Raw genomic sequence first — 20980 nt, forward strand, 5'->3', positions numbered from 1 at the left:
CGTGATCCCTCGTTCGCTGGCCGGCCGTTGCCTGCGGCCGTTGCTGTTGTCTTCCCTGGCGGTGGCGCTGGCCGCCTGCCAGTCCGGCGAGCCGGACAGCGCTGCGAAGCCGCAGGCCGCCGCAACGCCAGGTACCACGGCACCGGCCACGGCGCCTGCCGCCGCACCGGCGACGCAGACACCGATGCCGCAGTTCGTCAGCAAGGACGGCAAGCACGCCCTGATGGTGGACGGCGCGCCGTTCCTGATCCTCGGCGCGCAGGTCAACAATTCCAGCAACTATCCCGGCGTGATGGACAAGGTGTGGCCGGCGATGCAGGTGCTGGGCCCGAACACCGTGCAGGTGCCGATCGCCTGGGAGCAGGTGGAGCCGGAAGAAGGCAAGTTCGATTTCTCCTTTGTCGACACGTTGCTGGCGCAGGCGCGCGAGCACAAGGTGCGGCTGGTGCTGCTGTGGTTTGCCACCTGGAAGAACAATGGCCCGGCGTATGCGCCGCATTGGGTGAAGACCGACAACCAGCGCTTCCCGCGCGTGGTGACGCGTGAGGGCAAGGCAATCGGGTCGCTGTCGCCGCATGCGCAGGCCACGCTGGATGCCGACCGCAAGGCGTTCGTCGCCTTCATGCAGCATCTCAAGCAGGTCGACCCGCAGCACACGGTGATCATGATCCAGCCGGAAAACGAACCGGGCACCTACGGCAGCGTGCGCGACTTCTCGCCGATGGCGCAGAAGTTGTTCGACGGCCCGGTGCCGGACGAACTGCTCAAGCGCTTGAACAAGCAGCCGGGCAGCTGGGCGCAGGTGTTTGGCGCCGATGCCGACGAGATCTTCCACGCATGGTCGATCGGCCGTTACATCGATCAGGTGGCCGAAGCCGGCAAGCAAGCCTATCCGTTGCCGATGTACGTCAATGCGGCGTTGCGCGGGCCGTTCAATCCGGGCCAGCCCGGCCAGTACGCCAGCGGTGGCCCCACCGATAACGTGCTCGACGTGTGGAAGGCCGCCGGCCCGCATATCGACCTGCTGGCACCGGACATCTACATGCCCGAGTACCGCATGTACACCACGGTGCTGGAGCGCTACGCGCGCCCGGACAATGCCTTGTTCGTGGCCGAAACCGGCAACCGCCCGGAATACGCGCGTTACCTGTTCCCCACGCTGGGGCATGACGGCATCGGCTGGTCGGCGTTCGGCATGGATTACACGCGCTATTCCAACTATCCGCTGGGCGCCAAGCACGTCAACGAAGAAACCCTGGCGCCGTTCGCGCTGGGCTTCAAGCTGGTGAGCCTGGGGATGCGTCCGTTCGCCAAGGCCGCATCCGAAGGCAAGCTGCATGGCACCGCCGAAGAACCCGGCCAGGCCGTGCAGGAGCTCAAGCTCAACGATCGCTGGAGCGCCACCATCACCTACGGCGTGCCGCAGTTCTGGTTCAAGGGCGAGCCGCCGGGCAACCCCGAGCCGATCGGCGCGGCACTGATTGCCGAGCTGGGCCCGGACGAATTCCTGGTCACCGGTTACCACGTGCGCGTGACCCTGCACCCGGCCAGCGAAGCCACCGCCAACATGCTCTACGACCGCGTGGAAGAGGGCCAGTACGACGGCGACACCTGGCAGTTCCAGCGCAACTGGAATGGCGACCAGACCGACTACGGCGTCAATTTCTCCAGCGCACCGCAGCTGCTCAAGATCAAGCTGGCTACCTACAACTAAGTCCCGCACGCCGCGCAGCTGCGTGGCGTGCGGCGCACCGTATATCCATCGAACCCAGTGCTGCCGCCCCCGCGGCAGTGTTTCGCCATTCAAAGGGAGTGAACATGCAAACCACCCACCATTCCGCCGGCCGTGCGCCTGCATCCCGACGTCGGCCGCTCGCGCAATGCGTGGCGCTGTCGTTGGCCTTGTTGGCCAATGCCGCGCATGCGCAGGAAGTGCGCAAGGCCGCCGACGGCGTCACCGTGATGCCGAGCGCCAAGGGTGCCGCAGCGGTGCGTCTGCAGGTGGTCGATGCCGGCATCATCCGCGTCAGTGCCGATCCCGACGGCGACTTCGCGCGCACGCCCAGCCTGATGCGCGTGCCGGTGCAGGGCGATACCGCCTTCCAAATTGCCGAGCAGGGCGACAGCGTGCAGCTGAAGACCGGCAAGGTCACCGCCACCGTTTCCACCGTCGATGGCCATGTCAGCTTCGCCGATGCCAATGGCAAGCCGGTGTTGTCCGAAGTGGCCGGCGGGCGCAGCTTTGCGCCGCTGAAAGTGGAAGGCAAGCAGTACCTGAGCGTGCGTCAGCGCTTCCAGTCGCCCGATGACGAAGGCTTGTACGGCTTCGGCCAGCACCAGCAGGGCTGGATGAACCAGAAGGGCCGCAATGTCGAGTTGCAGCAGAACAACATCGACATGGCGGTGCCGTACCTGGTGTCCAGCCGCAACTACGGCCTGCTGTGGGACAACAACTCGATCACCCGCCTGGGCGATCCGCGCGGCCTGCAGCCGCTGCCCAAGTCGCTCAAGTTGTACGACGCCAAGGGCAAGTCCGGTGCACTGACCGCGCGCTACGCCATCAATGGGAAGCAGGTGCTGGAGCGTCGCGAGAGCGAAGTGAATTACCAGTACCTCAGCGACCTGACCAAGTTCCCGAAGAAAGCGATCACCAAGGACAAGGACAGCCGCATGCAGGTCACCTGGGAGGGCGAGATCGAAGCGCTCACCGGTGGCGAACATACCTTCTCGCTGTACTCGAGCGAGTACGCCAAGCTGTACGTGGACGGCAAGCTGGTGATCGACCGCTGGCGCCAGAACTGGAACCCGTGGAATCACGAGTTCAAGCTGGATCTGGAGCCCGGCACGCGCCACACCGTCAAGATCGAATGGGATCTGATCGACCCCAGCTACATCGCGCTGCTGCACCGCGACCCGCTGCCCGCCACCGAAGCGAAGGATCTCTCGCTGTGGTCCGAAGCCGGGCAGATGATCGACTACTACTTCGTCTCGGCTGACTCCTACGACCAGGCCGTGGCCGGCTACCGCGAACTTACCGGCAAGTCGGTGATGCTGCCGAAGTGGGCGTATGGCTTCTGGCAGAGCCGCGAGCGCTACAAGAGCCAGGACGAACTGGTGGGCGCGGTGGCCGAATACCGCAAGCGCAAGCTGTCGCTGGACAACATCGTGCTCGACTGGTCGTACTGGCCGGAAAACGCCTGGGGCTCGCATGATTTCGATCCGCAGCATTTCCCGGACCCGGACGGCATGGTCAAGGCCGTGCACGACATGCACGCGCAGATCATGATTTCGATCTGGCCCAAGTTCTATCCCACCACCGCCAACTACAAGGAACTGGACGCGGCGGGTTTCATGTTCAAGCGCAACGTCGAAGTCGGCGAGCTGGACTGGATCGGCAAAGGCTACAAGAACTCGTTCTACGACCCGTACTCCGAAAAGGCCCAGGCCATCTACTGGCGCCAGATCAACGAAAAGCTCAACAGCAAGGGTTTCGATGCGTGGTGGATGGATGCCGACGAGCCGGACGTGCATTCCAACCTGGCCATCGGCGAGCGCAAGGCACGCACCACGCCGACCGCGTTGGGCCCTTCAACCGAGTTCTTCAATTCGTATCCGTTGCCGCACACGCACGGCGTGTACGTGGGTGACCGTGCGGCCGACGACAAGCGCGTGTTCATCCTCTCGCGCAAGGGCTATGCCGGCACGCAGCGCAATGCAGTGGCGGTATGGAGCGGCGACATCGTCTCGCGTTGGGACGACATGCACGACCAGATTTCCGCCGGCGTGAACATGGCGCTGTCGGGCCTGCCGAACTGGACCTTCGACATCGGCGGCTTTGCGGTGGAGAAGCGTTACGAAAACCAGGACCCGGCGCATCTGCCGGAATGGCGCGAACTCAACACGCGCTGGTTCCAGTTCGGTGCGTTCGTGCCGATCTTCCGCTCGCATGGCCAGTTCCCGTACCGCGAGATCTGGAACATCGCCCCGGAAGGCACGCCGTTCTACGAGAGCATGGCCTACTACAACCGCCTGCGTTACGCGCTGCTGCCGTACATCTACAGCCTGGCCGGCGATACCTACCAGCGTGACGGCGTGATCATGCGCGGCATGATGATGGACTTCCCGGATGACGCGAAGGCACGCGACATCAACGACCAGTACCTGTTCGGCCCGGCATTCCTGGTCGCACCGGTGACCCGCTTCGGCGCGACCTCGCGGCAGGTGTATCTGCCGGCCGGCAGCAGCTGGCTGGATTTCGCCACTGGTAAGCGCTACGAGGGTGGCCAGACCATCGAGGCCGCCGCGCCGATCGAACGCATGCCGCTGTTCGTGCGTGCCGGCTCCATCGTGCCCACCGGCCCGGTGCAGGAGTACGTGGACCAGAAGCCGGATGCGCCGCTCACCGTGGTGGTCTACACCGGTGCCAATGGCCAGTTCTCGTTGTATGAGGACGACGGCAAGGGCTATGGCTACGAGAAGGGCGAGTTCAGCCGCATTCCGCTGAGCTGGGACCAGGCCAAGGGCGAGCTGCGCATCGGCCAGCGCGAAGGCAGCTGGACCGGCATGCAGGCCAAGCGCACCATCAATGTGCGTTTTATCGACGGCCCGCGTGAGGACGCCGGTGCGCTGGAGCCCAAGGTGGACACCAGCATCCAGTACGACGGCAAGCCGGTCAGCGTGTTGCAGCGCAAGATTGCGTCCGGCAAAGCGCGTCGTCGATGATTGCAGGCTGTCTTTCCACGATGAGTGTGCAGATGCCGGAGCGCCGCAAGGCACACGCGCGCAGTTCCGGTGAAGCCGCGCGGTGGTCACCGTGCTGACACGCAGAGAACTCTGCAAGGCAACCGGGGCCGCAGTCGCGGTCCTGGGTGCCGCTCCGGCGTTGTCGCAGGCAGCTGGCGTTGCACCATTGCCTGCGGTCGCCCCGGACGATGCCTTGCAGCTGTGGTATCGCGAGCCGGCCAATGAATGGGTGCAGGCCTTGCCGGTCGGCAACGGCCGCCTGGGCGCGATGGTGTGGGGCGGCATCGCCCACGAGCGTCTGCAACTCAACGAAGACACGCTGTATGCCGGTGGCCCGTACGACGCCACCAATCCGCAGGCGCTGGCGGCGTTGCCGCAGGTTCGCGCGCTGATCTTTGCCGGCCGCTATGCGGAGGCCGAGCAGCTGGCCGATGCCAAGCTGTTGTCGCGCCCGCTCAAGCAGATGCCGTACCAGCCCTTGGGCGATCTGTTGCTGGATTTCGATCGTGCCGACGGCATCAGTGAGTACCGTCGCCAGCTCGATCTGGATACCGCAGTGGGCACCACCACGTTCCGCTCCGGTGGCGCGGTGCACCGGCGCGAGGTGTTCGTGTCGGCGCATTCGCAGTGCATCGTGGTGCGTCTGTCCTGTGATCGGCCGGGTGGCATTTCGTTGCGGGTGGGCATCGACAGCCCGCAGAGCGGCGAGGTCACGGTGGAGCATGGCAGCCTGCTGTTCAGTGGCCGCAATGGCAGCTTCGCCGGCATCGACGGCAAGCTGCGCTTTGCATTGCGCGTGCTGCCGCAGGTCAAGGGTGGCAGCGTCACCGCGGTGCGCGACCGTCTGCGTATCCAGGGTGCTGATGAAGTGGTGTTGCTGCTGACCGCAGCCACCAGCTACCAGCGTTTTGATGCGGTGGAAGGCGACCCGCTCGCGCTCACCGCGGCAAGCCTGCAAAAAGCCAGCAAGCTCAGCTACGCCGCGTTGCTGCGCACGCATCTGGCCGATCATCAGCGCCTGTTCCGGCGCGTGGCGATCGACCTGGGCAGCAGCGAAGCGGCCAGGCTTCCCACCGACGAGCGCGTGCAGCGATTTGCCGAGGGCAACGACCCGGCACTGGCAGCGCTGTATCACCAGTACGGGCGCTATCTGCTGATCTGCAGCTCGCGGCCCGGCACTCAACCGGCCAATCTGCAGGGCATCTGGAATGACCTGATGCAGCCGCCGTGGGAGAGCAAGTACACCATCAACATCAACACCGAGATGAACTACTGGCCCAGCGAAGCCAACGCACTGCACGAGTGCGTGGAACCGCTGGAAGCCATGCTGTTCGATCTCGCCCGCACCGGTGCACACACCGCCCGTGCGATGTACGACGCGCCCGGCTGGGTGGTCCACAACAACACCGATCTATGGCGCCAGGCCGGGCCGATCGACGGTGCGCAGTGGAGCCTGTGGCCGATGGGCGGGGTGTGGTTGCTGCAGCAGTTGTGGGACCGCTGGGACTACGGCCGCGACCGTGCGTATCTGGCCAAGATCTATCCCTTGTTCAAGGGTGCGGCAGAGTTTTTCGTCGCCACCCTGGTGCGCGACCCCGGCACCGGCGCGATGGTGACCAATCCATCGATGTCGCCGGAAAACCAGCATCCGTTCGGGGCGGCGGTCTGCGCCGGCCCGACCATGGATGCGCAGCTATTGCGCGACCTGTTCGCGCAGTGCATCGCGATGAGCAAGTTGCTTGACGTCGATGCCGCGCTGGCACAGCAGCTGGCCACGCTGCGCGAGCAATTGCCGCCCAACCGCATCGGCAAGGCGGGGCAGTTGCAGGAGTGGCAGCAGGACTGGGACATGCAGGCGCCGGAGATCCATCACCGCCACGTCTCGCATCTGTATGCCTTGCATCCCTCCAGCCAGATCAACCTGCGCGACACGCCCGAGTTGGCGGCTGCCGCGCGGCGTTCGCTGGAGATTCGCGGCGATAACGCCACCGGCTGGGGCATCGGCTGGCGCCTGAACCTGTGGGCGCGGCTGGCCGACGGCGAGCATGCGTACCGCATCCTGCAACTGCTGATTTCGCCCGAGCGCACCTATCCAAACCTGTTCGACGCACATCCGCCGTTCCAGATCGATGGCAACTTCGGCGGCACCGCCGGCATTACCGAGATGCTGCTGCAAAGCTGGGGTGGCAGTGTGTTCCTGCTGCCGGCCTTGCCCAAGGCCTGGCCGCGCGGCAGCGTGTGCGGCCTGCGTGTGCGCGGCGGCGCCAGCGTGGATCTGGAATGGGATGCAGGTCGCTTGCAGCAGGCCCGTGTGCACAGCGATCGTGGCGGGCGCTATCAACTGTCCTATGCAGGGCAGACCCTGGACCTGCAACTGGGCGCCGGGCGCACCCAGCAGGTGGGCCTCAACAACAACCGATTGGTGAAGCAATGAGCGTGTACGTAGGACTGGATGTCGGCACACAGAGCGTCAAGCTGGTGGCCTACGATCCGCAGGAGCGCGCTGTGGTCGCCACCATCGGCGCGCCGATGGAATTGATCAGCCGCGACGATGGCACCCGCGAGCAGCAGGCGCAGTGGTGGATCGACGGCATCGTGCATTGCTTCGCGCAGCTCGATGCCGAGCTGCGTGCGCGCGTGCGCGGCATCTCGGTGTCCGGGCAACAGCATGGCTTCGTGCCGGTGGCCGCCGATGGCAGCGTCACCGCGCCGGTGAAGCTGTGGTGCGACACCAGCACCGCGCTGGAATGCGACGAGATCATGGATGCGGTGGGCGGTGCGGCAGGCAGCGTGGCCACCGCCGGCAACCCGATCATGGCCGGCTACACGGCATCCAAATTGCCGTGGACGCGCAAGCATCGCCCCGAGGCGTATGCGGCGATGACCACGGTGATGTTGCCGCACGACTACGTGAACTTCTGGCTCACCGGCGAGCGCTTCACCGAAGTGGGCGATGCCTCCGGGACCGGTTGGCTGGATGTGCGCACCCGCCAGTGGTCCGAGCGCATGCTCGGCGCCATGGATGCGCAACGCGACCTGCGCGATGCCTTGCCGCCGCTGGTGGAGACTGGCGCGGTGTTCGCCCTGTCCGATGCGGCTGCAGAAGCGCTCGCATTGCCGGCCGGCGTGCGCGTCACCACCGGTGGTGGCGACAACATGATGGCGGCGATCGGCACCGGCAATGTCGTGCCTGGCCGCCTGACCATGAGCCTGGGCACCTCCGGCACCTTGTTCGCCTATGCCGATCATCCGGTGGTGGACGACGACGCACGCTGGGCCGCGTTTTGCTCGTCCAGCGGTGGCTGGTTGCCGCTGATCTGCACCATGAACTGCACCGTCGCCACCGAAGCGGTGATGCGCATGTTCTCCATCACCCGCGCGCAGACCGAGGCCATGATCGCCGACACCACACCCGGTGCCGACGGGCTGGTGCTGTTGCCGTTCTTCAATGGCGAGCGCACACCCAATCTGCCGGATGCGCGTGGCTGCCTGTTCGGCATGGATCTGCACAACACCACGCCGGCGCATTTCTATCGCGCGGCGATGGAAGGGGCCACCTACAGCCTGCGTAATGGCTTCGATGCCTTTGTCGCCGCCGGCCTGCAGTTCGATACCATCCTGCTCACCGGCGGCGGCAGCAAGAGCGCGCAGTGGCGGCAGATGGTCGCCGACGTGTTCAACCTGCTGGTGGTGGTGCCGACCCAGCCAGAAGGCGCGGCGTTTGGTGCCGCGCTGCAGGCGGTGTGGGCCTGCGACCGCGACGATGGCGGCCAAGCCGCGTTGTCGGAAGTGGTGCTGGAGCACCTGCAGATCGACGATGCATTGTCGGCGCGCCCGGATGCACAACGCGTGGCCGCCTACCAGCAGCACTACCAGAACTTCCTCAAGCACCTGCACGTCGTCAGCCCGCTCTACGCCGGCTGATTCATCACTCCCCCAGTACCAAGGACCTCTCACCCCATGAGCAACACCGTTTTCATCGGCGCGAAAGAATATTTCCCCGGCATCGGCAAGATCGGCTTCGAAGGCCGTGATTCGGACAACCCGCTCGCGTTCAAGGTGTACGACGCCAACAAGCAGGTCGCCGGCAAGTCCATGGCCGAACACCTGCGCTTTGCGGTGGCCTACTGGCACAGCTTCTGCGGCAACGGCGCCGATCCGTTCGGCCCGGGCACGCGTGCGTATCCGTGGGACGTAGGCAACACCGCGCTGGCGCGTGCCGAAGCCAAGTCCGATGCCGCGTTCGAATTCTTCACCAAGCTCGGTGTGCCGTATTACTGCTTCCACGACATCGACCTGGCGCCGGATGCGGACGACATCGGCGAGTACGAAAACAACCTCAAGCACATGGTGCGCATTGCCAAGCAGCGCCAGGCTGACACCGGCGTCAAGCTGCTGTGGGGCACCGCCAATCTGTTCTCGCACCCGCGCTACATGAATGGTGCCTCCACTAATCCGGACTTCAACGTCGTGGCGCGCGCCGCGGTGCAGGTCAAGGCGGCGATCGATGCCACGGTGGAGCTGGGCGGGGAAAACTACGTGTTCTGGGGCGGTCGCGAAGGCTACGCCTGCCTGCACAACACGCAAATGAAGCGCGAGCAGGACAACATGGCGCGCTTCCTGACCCTGGCGCGCGACTACGGGCGTGCGATTGGCTTTACCGGCAACTTCCTGATCGAGCCCAAGCCGATGGAGCCGATGAAGCACCAGTACGACTTCGACAGCGCCACGGTGATCGGCTTCCTGCGCCAGCACGGCCTGGACCAGGATTTCAAGCTCAATATCGAAGCCAACCACGCCACGTTGTCGGGTCACAGCTTCGAGCACGACCTGCAGGTGGCCAGCGATGCCGGCCTGCTTGGCAGCATCGATGCCAACCGCGGCAATCCGCAGAACGGCTGGGATACCGACCAGTTCCCGACCGACCTGTACGACACCGTCGGCGCGATGCTGGTGGTGCTGCGTCAGGGCGGGCTGGCACCGGGCGGGCTGAACTTCGATGCCAAGGTGCGGCGTGAATCGTCCGACCCGCAGGACCTGTTCCTGGCCCACATCGGCGGCATGGACGCGTTCGCACGCGGGCTGGAAGTGGCCGATGCCCTGTTGACCTCCTCACCGCTGGAAACCTGGCGCGCGCAGCGTTATGCCAGCTTCGACAGCGGCGCGGGCGCAGACTTTGCCAACGGCACCAGCACGTTGGCGGATCTGGCCACGTACGCCGCCGGCAAGGGCGAGCCGACGCAAGTCAGCGGCCGCCAGGAAGCCTACGAGAACCTGATCAATCAGTACCTGACGCGTTGATGTCCCGTGGCCGGCGGCGCACTGCGTCGCCGGCCGATGCCGGCCACCCCCGTGGCCGCTCCTTTGCATGCTTCCAGGTGAATCCATGTCCAGTGTCTCCGTAAACGGCGCCCCCGATGCCGGTGAGAACACCCGTTTTATCGTCCTGATCAGTTGTGTAGCCACGATCGGCGGTTTTTTATTCGGTTTCGATAGCGGCGTGATCAACGGCACTGTCGACGGCCTGAAGCAGACTTTCCAGTCCAGCGCCTTCTTTACCGGGTTAGAAGTAGCCTCAATGTTGATCGGCTGCGCCATTGGCGCCTTCTTTGCCGGTAGCCTTGCCGACCGCTGGGGCCGCCGTGCGATCCTGATCATTTCTGCGGCACTGTTTCTGGTCTCGGCGATCGCCGCTGGCGCCGCGCACAACTCCTGGTTTTTCATTTTCGCCCGCATGATGGGCGGACTTGCGGTAGGCGCGGCCAGCGTGATCTCGCCGGCCTACATCGCCGAGGTCGCCTCCGCACGCTATCGCGGCCGGCTCGCCACCATGCAGCAGATCGCCATCATCAGCGGGCTGTTCTGCGCGTTCTTGAGCAACTACCTGCTGGCCAATGCCGCCGGTGCGTCCACCGAGCCGTTGTGGGCAGGGCAGGCCGCCTGGCGCTGGATGTTCTGGATGCAGGCCATCCCGTCGCTGCTGTTCCTGCTGCTGTTGCTGGTCATCCCCGAAAGCCCGCGCTACCTGGTGGTCAAGGGCCGTCGCGAGCAGGCGCTGGTGGTGCTCAAGCGGCTGTACGGTAACGCGGCCGCGCAGACCAAGCTGGGCGAAATCTCCGCCTCGATGTCGGCCGACCAGCACAAGCCCAAGTTCTCCGACCTGATCAGCAAGACCACCGGCAAGATCCGCCCGATCGTGTGGATCGGCGTCGGCCTGGCGGTGTTCCAGCAGCTGGTCGGCATCAACGTGGTGTTCTATTACGGCGCGGTGCTGTGGCAGGCGGTAGGCTTCTCCGAACAGGACGCCTTGCTGATCAACGTGCTCTCCGGTGGCCTCAGCATCGGTGCCTGTCTGGTCACGGTGATGCTGGTCGACAAGATCGGCCGCAAGCCATTGCTGTGGATCGGCTCGGCCGGTATGGCGGTATCGCTGGCACTGGTGACCTACGCCTTCGCCACCGCCTCGCTGGATCCCAACGGCAAGCTCGCCATGTCCGATGCCATGGGCATGCTCGCGCTGGTCGCCGCCAACGTCTACGTGGTGTTCTTCAATGCCTCGTGGGGCCCGGTGATGTGGGTGATGCTGGGCGAGATGTTTCCCAACCAGATCCGCGGTTCGGGCCTGGCCATTGCCGGTGCCGCGCAGTGGACCTCCAACTTCGCCATCACCGTCAGCTTCCCGATCCTGCTCGGCAGCATCGGTCTTGCCGGCGCCTACGGCATCTACACCGTTGCCGCCTTCATCTCGGTGTTCTTCGTGCTCAAGTACGTCTACGAGACGAAGGGCAAGGAGCTGGAGCAGATGGAAGGCTGATCACGGCGTTGTGCTGATATCAGCGTGAGAAACGCAAAAGGCCGCCGCATAGGCGGCCTTTTGCGTATGTGAATCGAACTGCGCGAGCCACACGGCTAGTGCCGTTCTCATGCGCACTGCAACCTAGCGCTAGCAGCGAGGAATCCCCAATCGCGGCACTTAAGGATGACATGCGGCAGTCTGTGAGCTGCTCCACGCTTGTCGCGCGGCGGATGCGTGCGTGTGGTACGCAGTCTTGCAATCTGTGCACTCCAGCTATACTCCGCACCTCAGTTCGATCCACACTAGGCCAAATTCGTCGACGAACCAGGGAGTGGTTGTATGGCAGTTGCTAAGGAGCTCGGAGAAGGTCTGCTGCTGAGCCTGTGTTATTGCATCGTCTTTCTGCTCGTGTGGCATCTGTCTGTCGACCAGTGGTATCTGCCCGCGGGATTAAGGGCGGTGACACTTTTGATGATGCCGTACCGGCGATGGCCCTTCTTGCTGGCCGGCGATGCCGCCGCAGTGCTGCTGTTGCGTGTGCCGATGCTCGACACCCGCGATTACGCACCGATCTGGGCCTACCTCAGCCCATTTTTGCTCGCGCCCGGATTGGCCCTGGCTGTCTCAGCCGTGCGCCGGCATACACCTGACCTGATCTACCGCAATGCGTCGCTGCTGCCGATGATGTTGGTCTTGGCTCTGTGGAATACGTTGTGCGGTATGGCACTGAACGCTGCGCTCGGTGGCCCGACAGTCAGCTCGCCAATCGAGATTTTGCTGCGTACCTGGATGGGCTCGTATCTGGGCATCCTGATGTTCCTGCTGCCGGCCCTGCTGTGGCAGCGGCGTACAGAGACCTACCTGCGCGATGACCTGGTGCGTGACAGTGCATTTGCCGGGCTGACCATGGCGGCCCTGTTCTGCACGGCCAACGTGGTGCCGGAGCCCTTATTGCGTCAGGTCTTGATGGCGGCCCTGATCGCGCCGGCGATTGTCCTGACCCTGCGTCACGGCTGGCGGGGTGCCGCCACCGGCGCGCTCATGGCGAACGTGATCGCGGCCTTGTCGCGCTCGGTGTATGGCCGCGCGGCGTACGACGCCGAATTGTTTAGTGTGCAATTGCTGCTGGCGGTGATTGCGACCGGCCTGTTCGTGCTGGGGTCGCGTCTAGCGCTTGCCTATGCGCAGTCCAGCAATCTTGCGCAAACGCCGTCGGAGGCGTTGCAGTTCGCGCAGGCGGGGTATCTCGCTGCGGAGCGCACGCTTCGCAATCGGGTGGTCGACTATTCCGATATCAATGTCCACATCAACCGCCTGCGCAAGGACTGCGTGGCCCAGCTGCGCGAGCGTGGCCACCATGCGGCGGCGATGGAGATCACCAGGGCGGGCGTGATCGAGTCGCAATTGCTGCATGAATACGTTGCTGGACTGTATCCGCTGGAGATCGAGACACACGGCCTCTACCAGGCGTTGCGCTCGCCGGCACTGTCACGGTTCTACGCGACCGAGATTCACCACGCGCTGCGCGGAAACTGCAGCCGCCTGTCGCTGGGGCTGCAATTGGCGGCCTACCGCTCAGCACTCAATGCGATTGAAATGTTGCCTACGGCGAAAAGACATCTGGTCCAGGCGCGTGCGTGGCGAAGCGGGGAGATGCAGGGCGTGGTGATCAGGATCTTTGCGGATGTCTCAGTGCTGGAGTCGTCGCGCCACGATTCTCCTGATGCCGAAGCCGAGCTGCGCACCCGTCTCAAAGCGCATGGCGGTAGATTGCGCCGCCGCCATGCGTCTGTCCTCAGCTTCCTGGTTGCAGAGCAGACGTCGGTTACTTCGTCCGTGTAACAACCCAGCGATCACCGGCCGCTTCGCTCACCAGGTGCACGGTGAAGCGGGGCGTCTGATAAATCAGTTGCGCATTCGTCGGAACGGTCAGCGAGGTCACCACCATCCTGCCGACATCTTTGCCCATCGGCAGGACCCACAGGATCTCACCTGCGCGACCGACGGCGCCGCGAACCACCCCTGTGGCGTCGTTGATCTGCAGGTAGAGCATGCCCTCACGCTCGAACTCATAAATCCGCCACGTGGGATCCACGGCAAGATTGGTTGCCTTCGGAGCAGATTCACCCAGGCCTGTCGCTGCCATCGTGGAGACGGTTCCGTCTCCTGGGCAACAGGCATTCGCCGTCCCGATGCCGAGCAGCAACGCGCCGGCGAGGGCACCCAGAGCCTTGACTGCGAGTTTTGCCTTCACTTCCATGACTTCGCCTTATCCCAAAGTGGGAAACACTTCGCCTGCGATTCAGGCCCGTCTAAGGTAAATCCTTCTTGGTACTTTCGTGAGTGACCAAGTCAAGGATCTGCTGATTTGCTGCCTGCTTAGAGAATGCTGGCGCTCCAGATCGTTTCTACGGAGGTCCAGCCAGACCAGTAATCCTGCGCGCAGCGATCTAGACCGCAGGCCCGTTCCTACGAAGGTGGCTAGGCTAGCTGCGTCTTTTCACGGGCGGTGCGCCGTATGGCTGACATCGGCCCGCTCTTGGGGCCTACTGCGGACGTCCTGCATGTGCATCTACGCTGACATCCATACGACGCCGGCAGGCAGAGCAGCGCTTGCATCGCACGCGCGTGGCTATCGGGTTGCGTGAGACACGCAGCTGCGCAGCGCCGTCTTGAGCATGTCTTGCCCGAGTGCATCCAGCGCCTCTTCACTGCGGCACCGACTCCATCCGTGCGCGTTCAAACCACTGAATCACCTGTTGATGGTGCGGTTCGCCCCAACGGCGCAGGAACTGCTGGGTGTGGTGATCGTGCGGATCACGGAGATTGGTCAGGCGTTGGGCGATGAAATCACGGGTCAATAACTGGTTGCAGTCGACTTCGATGCAATGCCGCCAGGCGGTATAGCTGTCGGGGAGAAGGGCGGACATCGGGAGCTCCGGAAACGGGGGAACATGAATGAAGGTTCGCGGCAGCGCGGGGCAGGGCTTGCGTCTGGCTGTTAAATGTTACTTTATAACACTTATTCCGGTGCGTAGTTATCATCCAAGTGCTGCTCCTTCCCTCGCTTTGTCTGTGTCGGCCAAATCGTGTCGCTGGTCCTGGATTCCAGGCCGCGCGGCACCTCATTGGGCTGCACATAACGGAGCGGTCGCAATGAAGCGGCGCGATCTGTTGCGCACCGCAAGCGCCTCGCTGCTGCTCTCGCCGGTCCTCGGCTATACGCAGAGCCTGCCCGTTGTGCAGGCGTGCGACCTGCAGCAGGACGGTGCGCTGCTGCGGCTGCGTCTCCAGATCAGTACGCAGGTTACCTACCGCCGCTTCACGTTGGCCGATCCTGCGCGGCTGGTGATCGATCTTGCGGGCGTGTCGACGCAAGCGCCACGGATCGGGCCGCTGCCGGACGGCACGGTGGTAACCGCCATTCGCAGCGGGCCGCATGCCGATGGCTTGCGCGTTGTTGTCGACCTGGCCCGGCCCGTCGACGCGGCCAATGCACACTGGGACGGCACCGCGCTTCTGGTCGATCTGGCCGCTTCATCCAATGGCGCATCGCCGCCAGGGGCGGAGGTCGCCGCTGCACCGATCGCCGCGACACGCTCACGCCTGCATCCCTACGTGATCGCCATCGATGCCGGGCACGGCGGCAAGGACCCGGGTGCGGTGAGTGCCGATGCACGCTATGAAAAACATGTCGCGATGGCCGTCGCCGGGCGGCTCCATCAGCGCTTGGCGGCCGACCTGCGGTATCGGCCGACGATGATCCGCAGTGATGATCGCTTCGTGCCCTTGCATGAGCGCGTCATGATCGCGCACCGACACAATGCCGATCTGTTCGTCTCGATCCATGCCGATGCCGCGCCCAGCAGTGCGGCGCGTGGCGCCTCGGTGTTTGCGTTGTCCCAAGGCGGCGCCAGCTCGGCATTGGCGCGCTGGACCGCCGATAGCGAGAACGCGGCCGATGACATGGGCGATAGCGCGCGCCGCCTGCGGGTGCCGAGTAATCCGGTGTTGTCGCAGGTGCTGGCCGACCTGTCGCTCAGCGGCACCATCGCCAGCAGCCTGCAGTTCGGCAAGCTGATGCTCGATCGCCTGCAGCACGTCACACGACTGCATCAGGACCAGGTGGGTCAGGCCGGGTTTGCAGTGCTGAAATCGCCTGATATCCCATCATTGCTGGTGGAAACCGGCTTCATGAGTAATCGCGACGATTGCAATCGGCTCTGTGGCGACGCGCATCAGGATGAACTGGCGCAGACGCTGCACGCCGGCATCGACGATTACTTCCACGCATTTCCCGGTCGCGCCTGAGTGCGGCCGTCCCTTTCTTCTTCCATGGGTTTTCATGTCCGCCACGCTTCCCGATATCGCCGTCACCGAACCTTCCGCACTGCACGCGCCCTTACGCTGGGTTGGCATGCAGGACATTGCGATTCCCGTGCGCCTGGACGAGGCCGAGCCGAGTGGCACGGTGGCTGCACGCGCGCAGGTGCAGGTCGATCTGCCGCGGCCCGAACTCAAGGGTATCCACATGTCACGGCTGTATCGCTTGCTGGATCGGCATCTGGAGCAACCGCTATCACCGGCGATGCTCTCGCAGTTGCTGCAGGCAATGATCGACAGCCATGCGGATTGCGGCAGCCGTGCGGCGCGGGTGAGTCTGGCCTTCGAAGTGATGTTGCGGATGCCGGCACTGCGCAGTGAGGGACTGGCTGGTTGGCGTGCCTATCCGGTGCGCATCGACGCACAGAGCAGGGCGGGACGCAGTGAGATGCGTCTGCAGATCGATGTGCTCTATGCCTCGACTTGTCCGTGTTCGGCCGCGCTATCGCGTCAGTTGTTGAGCCAGGCCTTCGCGCAACAGCACGCCGGACAGACCGCAGTGCAGGTCGAAGATGTCGCTCAGTGGCTGCAACGCAACGGCTCGTATGCCACGCCACATAGCCAGCGCAGCGTGGCGCAAGTGCGCGTGGACTTGGTGGCGCGCGTGCAGCGTTTCGACATCCGCGAGTTGGTGGTCTTGTGCGAAAGCGCATTGGCCACGCCAGTACAGGCAGCGGTGCGGCGAATTGATGAGCAGGCATTTGCACGCTTGAACGGTACCAACCTGATGTACGTGGAAGATGCCGCGCGCCGGCTCCGCAAGGAGCTCGCCGAGCGCTATGCCTCATTTCATGTGGCGGTCCGCCATTTCGAAAGCCTGCACGCGCACGACGCGGTTGCCGAAACTGGCAGTGATGCAGACGTCTTCCACATGATTGCCGAGTCGCACGGTCAGTGACGTGCGCTGCAGGCATCTACGGCAATTCGTGCCAGGCGCGTGTTGCCCACGCGCTTGGTCAGGCACACGGCGTTGCATCTGACTGAGGCGGAATGACCTGCGCGCGCGTCGGTCCGCACGCGGTAATCGGCGTTGGCTGCGCTGGAGCGGCGTCGTAGTTGCTCACCGCGGTTGAACACCTTCCACGCAGTACGGTGCGGCGTGTTGCTGCGCAGGCGGCCTCGGCAATCGGCGCAGCGGCCGCCATCGCAGTGGTCGCTGCATAACGGCCGCGACCACACCCACGCAGCCCACAAGCTGCCCCTGATTCGATCGCCTGCATTCCCTGCCCACAACGCAAAAGCCCCGCAATCGCGGGGCCTTGGCGTGTCTGCAGAGGACGAAGTTGGCGCTCCCTAGGGGGCTCGAACCCCTGTTTTAGCCTTGAGAGGGCCACGTCCTAACCGCTAGACGAAGGGAGCGTTTGGTGCGAGCTGTGCAGCGCGCTAGTATAGTGAGGTAAAAGCCGTTGGGCAATCCTGAAACACGAAACGGAAGCGCCACCATCGAACCTTCAGTTACATCCCCGTTCACGCTGCGCGTCATCCCACGCGACCAGCACACCATCTCGCGCAAGGACATCAGCCCCAACGCGTTGCGCGTGCTGTACCGCCTGCGCGAATCCGGCTTTGGCGCCTACCTGGTTGGTGGTGCGGTGCGCGACCTGCTGGTCGGCGGCCACCCCAAGGACTTCGACGTGGCCACCAGCGCCACGCCGGAGGAAGTCAAGGCGCTGTTCCGCAATTGCCGCCTGATCGGCCGCCGCTTTCGCCTGGCGCATGTGGTGTTCGGCCGCGAGATCATCGAGGTCGCTACCTTCCGCGCCAATATCGATGACGGCAGCGGTGACCGCGAGCTGGATAACGGCCGCCTGGTGCGCGACAACGTCTACGGCACTATCGAAGACGATGCGATCCGCCGCGACTTCACCTGCAACGCGCTGTATTACGCGATCGAGGATTTCTCGGTGCGCGATTACTGCGGCGGCTTCGAAGACGTGCAGGCGCGCTTGATGAAGTTGATCGGCGACCCGGAGCTGCGCTACCAGGAAGATCCGGTGCGCATGCTGCGCGCGGTGCGGCTGGCGGCCAAGTTGAACTTCGACATCGAAGCCGGCACCGCCGAGCCGATCCCACGCCTGGCCGGGCTGTTGTCCGAAGCGGCGCCCGCGCGTCTGTTCGAGGAAATTCTCAAGCTGTTCCTGTCCGGGCACGGCGTGGCCAGTTTCGAGGGCCTGGAGCGTTACGGCCTGCTTGGGGCGCTGTTCCCCGAAAGTGCAGCGGCGCTCAAATCCAACCGCAGCGGCGCATTGCGCGCGATGGTGCTGGAAGGCCTGCGCAACACCGATGCACGCGTGGCCAACGATGAGCCGGTGTCGCCGGCGTTCCTGTTCGCGCTGCTGCTGTGGCCGGCGTTCTGCCGCACCCTGATGGGGCTGCAGGCGCAGGGCGTGCAGCCGGAAGACGCACAGCGTCGCGCCGCCGATCGGGTGACCTTGCACCAGCTGGAGCGGGTGGCCTTGCCGCGTCGCTTCTCGCTGCCGATGCAGGAGATCTGGCTGCTGCAGACCCGGTTCTCCTCGCGCCAGCGCAAGCGCGTGTTCCGCACCTTGTCGCACCCGCGCTTCCGGGCCGCGTTCGACTTCCTGGTGCTGCGCCAGTTCGCCTCTGCCGACCATGCCGCCGATGTCGAGTTCTGGCGCGATGCGCAGCAGTCGTCCGGCCAGGAGCTGGTGGACGCGATCGAGAACGCGCAGGCCGATCACGACGGAGATGAGTCGGCACCGCGCAAGCGTCGCCGCCGCCGCCGTCGTACCGGCGCCGCCGCAGGCGAGTAGGGCGTGCTGACCGCCTTTGTCGGCCTGGGCGCCAACCTGGGCCAGGCCGAGGCCACCGTGCGCGCGGCCATCGTCGCGCTGGGCACGCTGCCGCAGTCCTCAGTCACCGCCGCCTCGCGGCTGTACCGCACGCCGGCCTGGGGCCGCGAGGACCAGCCGGACTTCATCAATGCCGTGGCCGCCGTGCGCACTACGCTGGCGCCGCTGGCGCTGCTGGACGGGCTGCTGGCGATCGAGCAGGCGTTCGGCCGCGACCGTCGCGACGGCGAGCGCTGGGGCCCGCGCACCCTGGATCTGGATGTGTTGCTGTACGCCGAGCAGGTGATCGACCTGCCGCGTCTGCAGGTGCCGCACCCGCATCTGCATGCCCGCGCGTTTGCGCTGGTGCCGTTGGCCGAGCTCGCCCCGGAGGCGATCATTCCAGGGCATGGAACAGTGCGACACGCCCTACAGGGCGTCGATGGCTGTGGGCTGGAGCCGATTGGGTAGATAATGGCCGGCTTATCACCCCACGTAATGAGTTCATGAGCAGCCACGCCGACAGCAAGCCCTGGACCGTGCCCGCCTTGGCGCAGGCCAAGCGCGACGGTCGAAAACTGGTCATGTTGACCGCCTACGACGCCGGGTTTGCGCGCACCTTCGACGCCAATGGCGTGGACCTGATCCTGGTGGGCGACTCGCTGGGCATGGTGGTGCAGGGGCACGAGTCCACGCTGCCGGTGACCACGGCCGACATGGTCTATCACACCGCCGCGGTGGCCCGCGTGCTGGAACGCGCGCTGCTGGTGGCCGACTTGTCGTTCCAGGCCGATGCCACGCCGGAACGTGCGCTCGATGCCGCCACCCAGCTGCTGCAGGCGGGTGCGGAGATGGTCAAGATCGAAGGCGCCGGGCACAAGCTCGACGTGATCCGCTACCTGGTTGAGCGCGAAATCCCGGTGTGTTCGCATCTGGGGCTCACGCCGCAATCGGTGCTGCGCTTCGGCGGCTACAAGGTGCAAGGCCGTGGCGAAGCCGGCGAACAGCTGCGTCGCGACGCCCAGGCCGCGGTCGATGCCGGTGCCAGCCTGATCGTGCTCGAATGCGTGCCGACGCCGATCGCGGCGCAGATCAGCGCCGAGTTGCGCGTGCCCACGATCGGCATCGGTGCTGGCCCCGGCTGCGATGGCCAGGTGCTGGTGATGCACGACATGCTGGGCTTGGACAGCGGCCATCGCCGTCCCAAGTTCGTCAAGGATTTCCTTGCCGAAGGCGGGTCGGTGGCGGGCGCCGTGCAGGCCTACGCGCAGGCCGTGCGCGATGGCAGCTTTCCCGACGCCGAGCACGCGTACGCCGCATGATCCAGACCCTTACCGATCTGTCGGCGCTGCGCGCACTGGTCACCGGCTGGAAGCGCGAAGGGCTGCGCGTGGCGCTGGTGCCCACCATGGGCAACCTGCACGCCGGGCACTATTCGCTGGTGATGCTGGCGCGCCAGTACGCCGACCGCGTGGTCTCCAGCGTGTTCGTCAATCCGACCCAGTTCGGCCCCAATGAAGATTTCGCACGCTACCCGCGTACGCCAGAAGCCGACATGCGTGGTCTGGAGGACGCCGGGTGCGACGCGCTGTGGTTGCCGGACGTGGACACCATGTATCCGCTCGGGACCGCGCTGGCCACGCCGATCCATGCACCCGGTGTCAGCGACGTGCTCGAAGGCGTCTGCCGGCCCGGCCACTTCGATGGCGTCTGCACGGTGGTGGCGCGCCTGTTCAATCAGGTGCAGCCGGACGTGGCTGCCTTCGGCAAGAAGGATTATCAGCAGCTGGCGGTGATCCGGCAGATGGTGGCCGACCTGGCGTTTCCGATCGAAATCCTGGGCGGCAGCATCGTGCGCGAGGCCGATGGCCTGGCGATGAGCTCGCGCAATCAGTATCTGTCGGCAGACGATCGCCCGATCTCGGCACAGATCCGCAAGGTGCTGCTGCAGATGCGCGACAGCCATGCCGCCGGCGTGCCGCGCCTGCAGGTCGAGGCGGCGGCAACCCAGGCACTGGAAGCGGTGGGTTTCCGTGTCGACTACACCGCGCTACGCCTGCCTGATCTGAGCGAGCCCGACGACGGTTTAGGCGCCCCGGCGGCCGGCCCACGCGTGGCGCTGATCGCTGCCCGGATCGGCAGCACCCGGCTGATCGACAACCTGGAATTCTGAGGCCGCGAGCGCGGCCGGGCTGAAGCCCTCACGACCGGCTGCGCTGCTGGCCGGTCGATGCCTGCACTTTCCGCTAAAATGCCGGCTTTCCTT

The 20980-nt window shown here is 64.9% G+C and carries 15 protein-coding genes and 1 tRNA gene; 13 read left to right on the forward strand and 3 right to left on the reverse strand.

The features are described from left to right. Nucleotides 1-46 precede the first annotated feature (46 nt). The 7 genes from galD (at nt 47) to ACCQ01_RS09400 (ending at nt 13381) form a co-directional block, all read left to right on the forward strand. On the forward strand, nt 47-1714 hold the full coding sequence (gene galD, locus ACCQ01_RS09370) for a GH35 family beta-galactosidase GalD (protein WP_075287474.1): 1668 nt from the start codon (nt 47-49) through the stop codon (nt 1712-1714). Between the two features lie 104 nt (nt 1715-1818). Further along, a complete protein-coding gene (locus ACCQ01_RS09375) occupies nt 1819-4722 on the forward strand; it encodes a TIM-barrel domain-containing protein (RefSeq protein ID WP_228432416.1) in 2904 nt (967 codons plus the stop codon). Nucleotides 4723-4813: 91 nt separating this feature from the next. Continuing rightward, a complete protein-coding gene (locus tag ACCQ01_RS09380; RefSeq protein ID WP_228432414.1) occupies nt 4814-7177 on the forward strand; it encodes a glycoside hydrolase family 95 protein in 2364 nt (787 codons plus the stop codon). Then, nucleotides 7174-8667 carry a xylulokinase gene (gene xylB / locus ACCQ01_RS09385; protein WP_228432412.1) on the forward strand — a complete coding sequence of 498 codons (1494 nt, stop codon included), beginning with the start codon at nt 7174-7176 and terminating at the stop codon, nt 8665-8667. Before ACCQ01_RS09380 ends, xylB begins: the two co-directional genes overlap by 4 nt. 36 nt (nt 8668-8703) lie before the next feature. Next, nucleotides 8704-10044, forward strand: a complete 1341-nt coding sequence (gene xylA, locus ACCQ01_RS09390) for a xylose isomerase (RefSeq protein WP_228432410.1) — start codon at nt 8704-8706, stop codon at nt 10042-10044. Between the two features lie 85 nt (nt 10045-10129). Continuing rightward, entirely contained in the window at nt 10130-11557 is a 1428-nt protein-coding gene (locus ACCQ01_RS09395; protein WP_228432408.1) for a sugar porter family MFS transporter, read from the forward strand. Between the two features lie 321 nt (nt 11558-11878). Continuing rightward, the gene (locus ACCQ01_RS09400; protein WP_042598929.1) at nt 11879-13381 is read left to right on the forward strand and encodes an MASE1 domain-containing protein; all 1503 of its coding nucleotides are present in this window, start codon (nt 11879-11881) and stop codon (nt 13379-13381) included. On the opposite strand, the gene ACCQ01_RS09405 is transcribed toward ACCQ01_RS09400, so the two are convergent. Beyond that, nucleotides 13365-13799 (reverse strand): hypothetical protein, encoded by a 435-nt coding sequence (locus tag ACCQ01_RS09405; protein WP_103701295.1) that lies wholly within the window; start codon nt 13797-13799, stop codon nt 13365-13367. The two genes, ACCQ01_RS09400 and ACCQ01_RS09405, sit on opposite strands and share 17 nt — an antisense overlap. 448 nt (nt 13800-14247) lie before the next feature. Continuing rightward, nucleotides 14248-14469, reverse strand: a complete 222-nt coding sequence (locus ACCQ01_RS09410; protein WP_228432406.1) for a hypothetical protein — start codon at nt 14467-14469, stop codon at nt 14248-14250. A 226-nt stretch (nt 14470-14695) separates the two neighbouring features. Here ACCQ01_RS09410 and ACCQ01_RS09415 point away from each other — a divergent pair, with 226 nt between their 5' ends. Beyond that, nucleotides 14696-15850, forward strand: coding sequence for an N-acetylmuramoyl-L-alanine amidase (locus ACCQ01_RS09415; protein ID WP_228432404.1), 1155 nt, complete (start codon nt 14696-14698; stop codon nt 15848-15850). A 34-nt stretch (nt 15851-15884) separates the two neighbouring features. Next, nucleotides 15885-16820 (forward strand): GTP cyclohydrolase FolE2, encoded by a 936-nt coding sequence (gene folE2, locus ACCQ01_RS09420; protein WP_228432402.1) that lies wholly within the window; start codon nt 15885-15887, stop codon nt 16818-16820. 386 nt (nt 16821-17206) lie between these two features. On the opposite strand, the gene ACCQ01_RS09425 is transcribed toward folE2, so the two are convergent. After that, a tRNA-Glu gene (locus ACCQ01_RS09425) sits at nt 17207-17281 on the reverse strand. Between the two features lie 47 nt (nt 17282-17328). Between ACCQ01_RS09425 and pcnB the strand changes: the two genes are divergently transcribed. Genes pcnB through panC form a run of 4 tightly spaced genes read left to right on the forward strand, consistent with a single transcriptional unit; the run spans nt 17329 to nt 20887 of the window. Then, entirely contained in the window at nt 17329-18696 is a 1368-nt protein-coding gene (pcnB, locus tag ACCQ01_RS09430; protein WP_011036939.1) for a polynucleotide adenylyltransferase PcnB, read from the forward strand. 3 nt (nt 18697-18699) lie between these two features. Further along, nucleotides 18700-19185 carry a 2-amino-4-hydroxy-6-hydroxymethyldihydropteridine diphosphokinase gene (folK, locus tag ACCQ01_RS09435; RefSeq protein ID WP_042598934.1) on the forward strand — a complete coding sequence of 162 codons (486 nt, stop codon included), beginning with the start codon at nt 18700-18702 and terminating at the stop codon, nt 19183-19185. Nucleotides 19186-19220: 35 nt separating this feature from the next. Continuing rightward, a complete protein-coding gene (panB, locus tag ACCQ01_RS09440; RefSeq protein WP_011036941.1) occupies nt 19221-20036 on the forward strand; it encodes a 3-methyl-2-oxobutanoate hydroxymethyltransferase in 816 nt (271 codons plus the stop codon). Next, nucleotides 20033-20887: a pantoate--beta-alanine ligase gene (gene panC / locus ACCQ01_RS09445; protein ID WP_076036829.1), complete on the forward strand. Its 855-nt coding sequence runs from the start codon at nt 20033-20035 to the stop codon at nt 20885-20887. The genes panB and panC overlap by 4 nt, the downstream gene beginning before the upstream one ends. The last annotated feature ends 93 nt before the right edge of the window (nt 20888-20980 follow it).

The sequence above is a fragment of the Xanthomonas sp. NCPPB 4037 genome (assembly GCF_041475695.2).
Lineage (GTDB): Bacteria > Pseudomonadota > Gammaproteobacteria > Xanthomonadales > Xanthomonadaceae > Xanthomonas > Xanthomonas campestris.

Coding starts and splice junctions, on each gene's coding strand:
- ACCQ01_RS09410 (WP_228432406.1), bottom strand. CDS start 14,469: ATGTCCGCCCTTCTCCCCGACAGCTATACCGCCTGGCGGCATTGCATC.
- ACCQ01_RS09395 (WP_228432408.1), top strand. CDS start 10,130: ATGTCCAGTGTCTCCGTAAACGGCGCCCCCGATGCCGGTGAGAACACC.
- folE2 (WP_228432402.1), top strand. CDS start 15,885: ATGTCCGCCACGCTTCCCGATATCGCCGTCACCGAACCTTCCGCACTG.
- xylB (WP_228432412.1), top strand. CDS start 7,174: ATGAGCGTGTACGTAGGACTGGATGTCGGCACACAGAGCGTCAAGCTG.
- xylA (WP_228432410.1), top strand. CDS start 8,704: ATGAGCAACACCGTTTTCATCGGCGCGAAAGAATATTTCCCCGGCATC.
- ACCQ01_RS09415 (WP_228432404.1), top strand. CDS start 14,696: ATGAAGCGGCGCGATCTGTTGCGCACCGCAAGCGCCTCGCTGCTGCTC.
- ACCQ01_RS09400 (WP_042598929.1), top strand. CDS start 11,879: ATGGCAGTTGCTAAGGAGCTCGGAGAAGGTCTGCTGCTGAGCCTGTGT.
- ACCQ01_RS09405 (WP_103701295.1), bottom strand. CDS start 13,799: ATGGAAGTGAAGGCAAAACTCGCAGTCAAGGCTCTGGGTGCCCTCGCC.
- ACCQ01_RS09375 (WP_228432416.1), top strand. CDS start 1,819: ATGCAAACCACCCACCATTCCGCCGGCCGTGCGCCTGCATCCCGACGT.
- panB (WP_011036941.1), top strand. CDS start 19,221: ATGAGCAGCCACGCCGACAGCAAGCCCTGGACCGTGCCCGCCTTGGCG.
- panC (WP_076036829.1), top strand. CDS start 20,033: ATGATCCAGACCCTTACCGATCTGTCGGCGCTGCGCGCACTGGTCACC.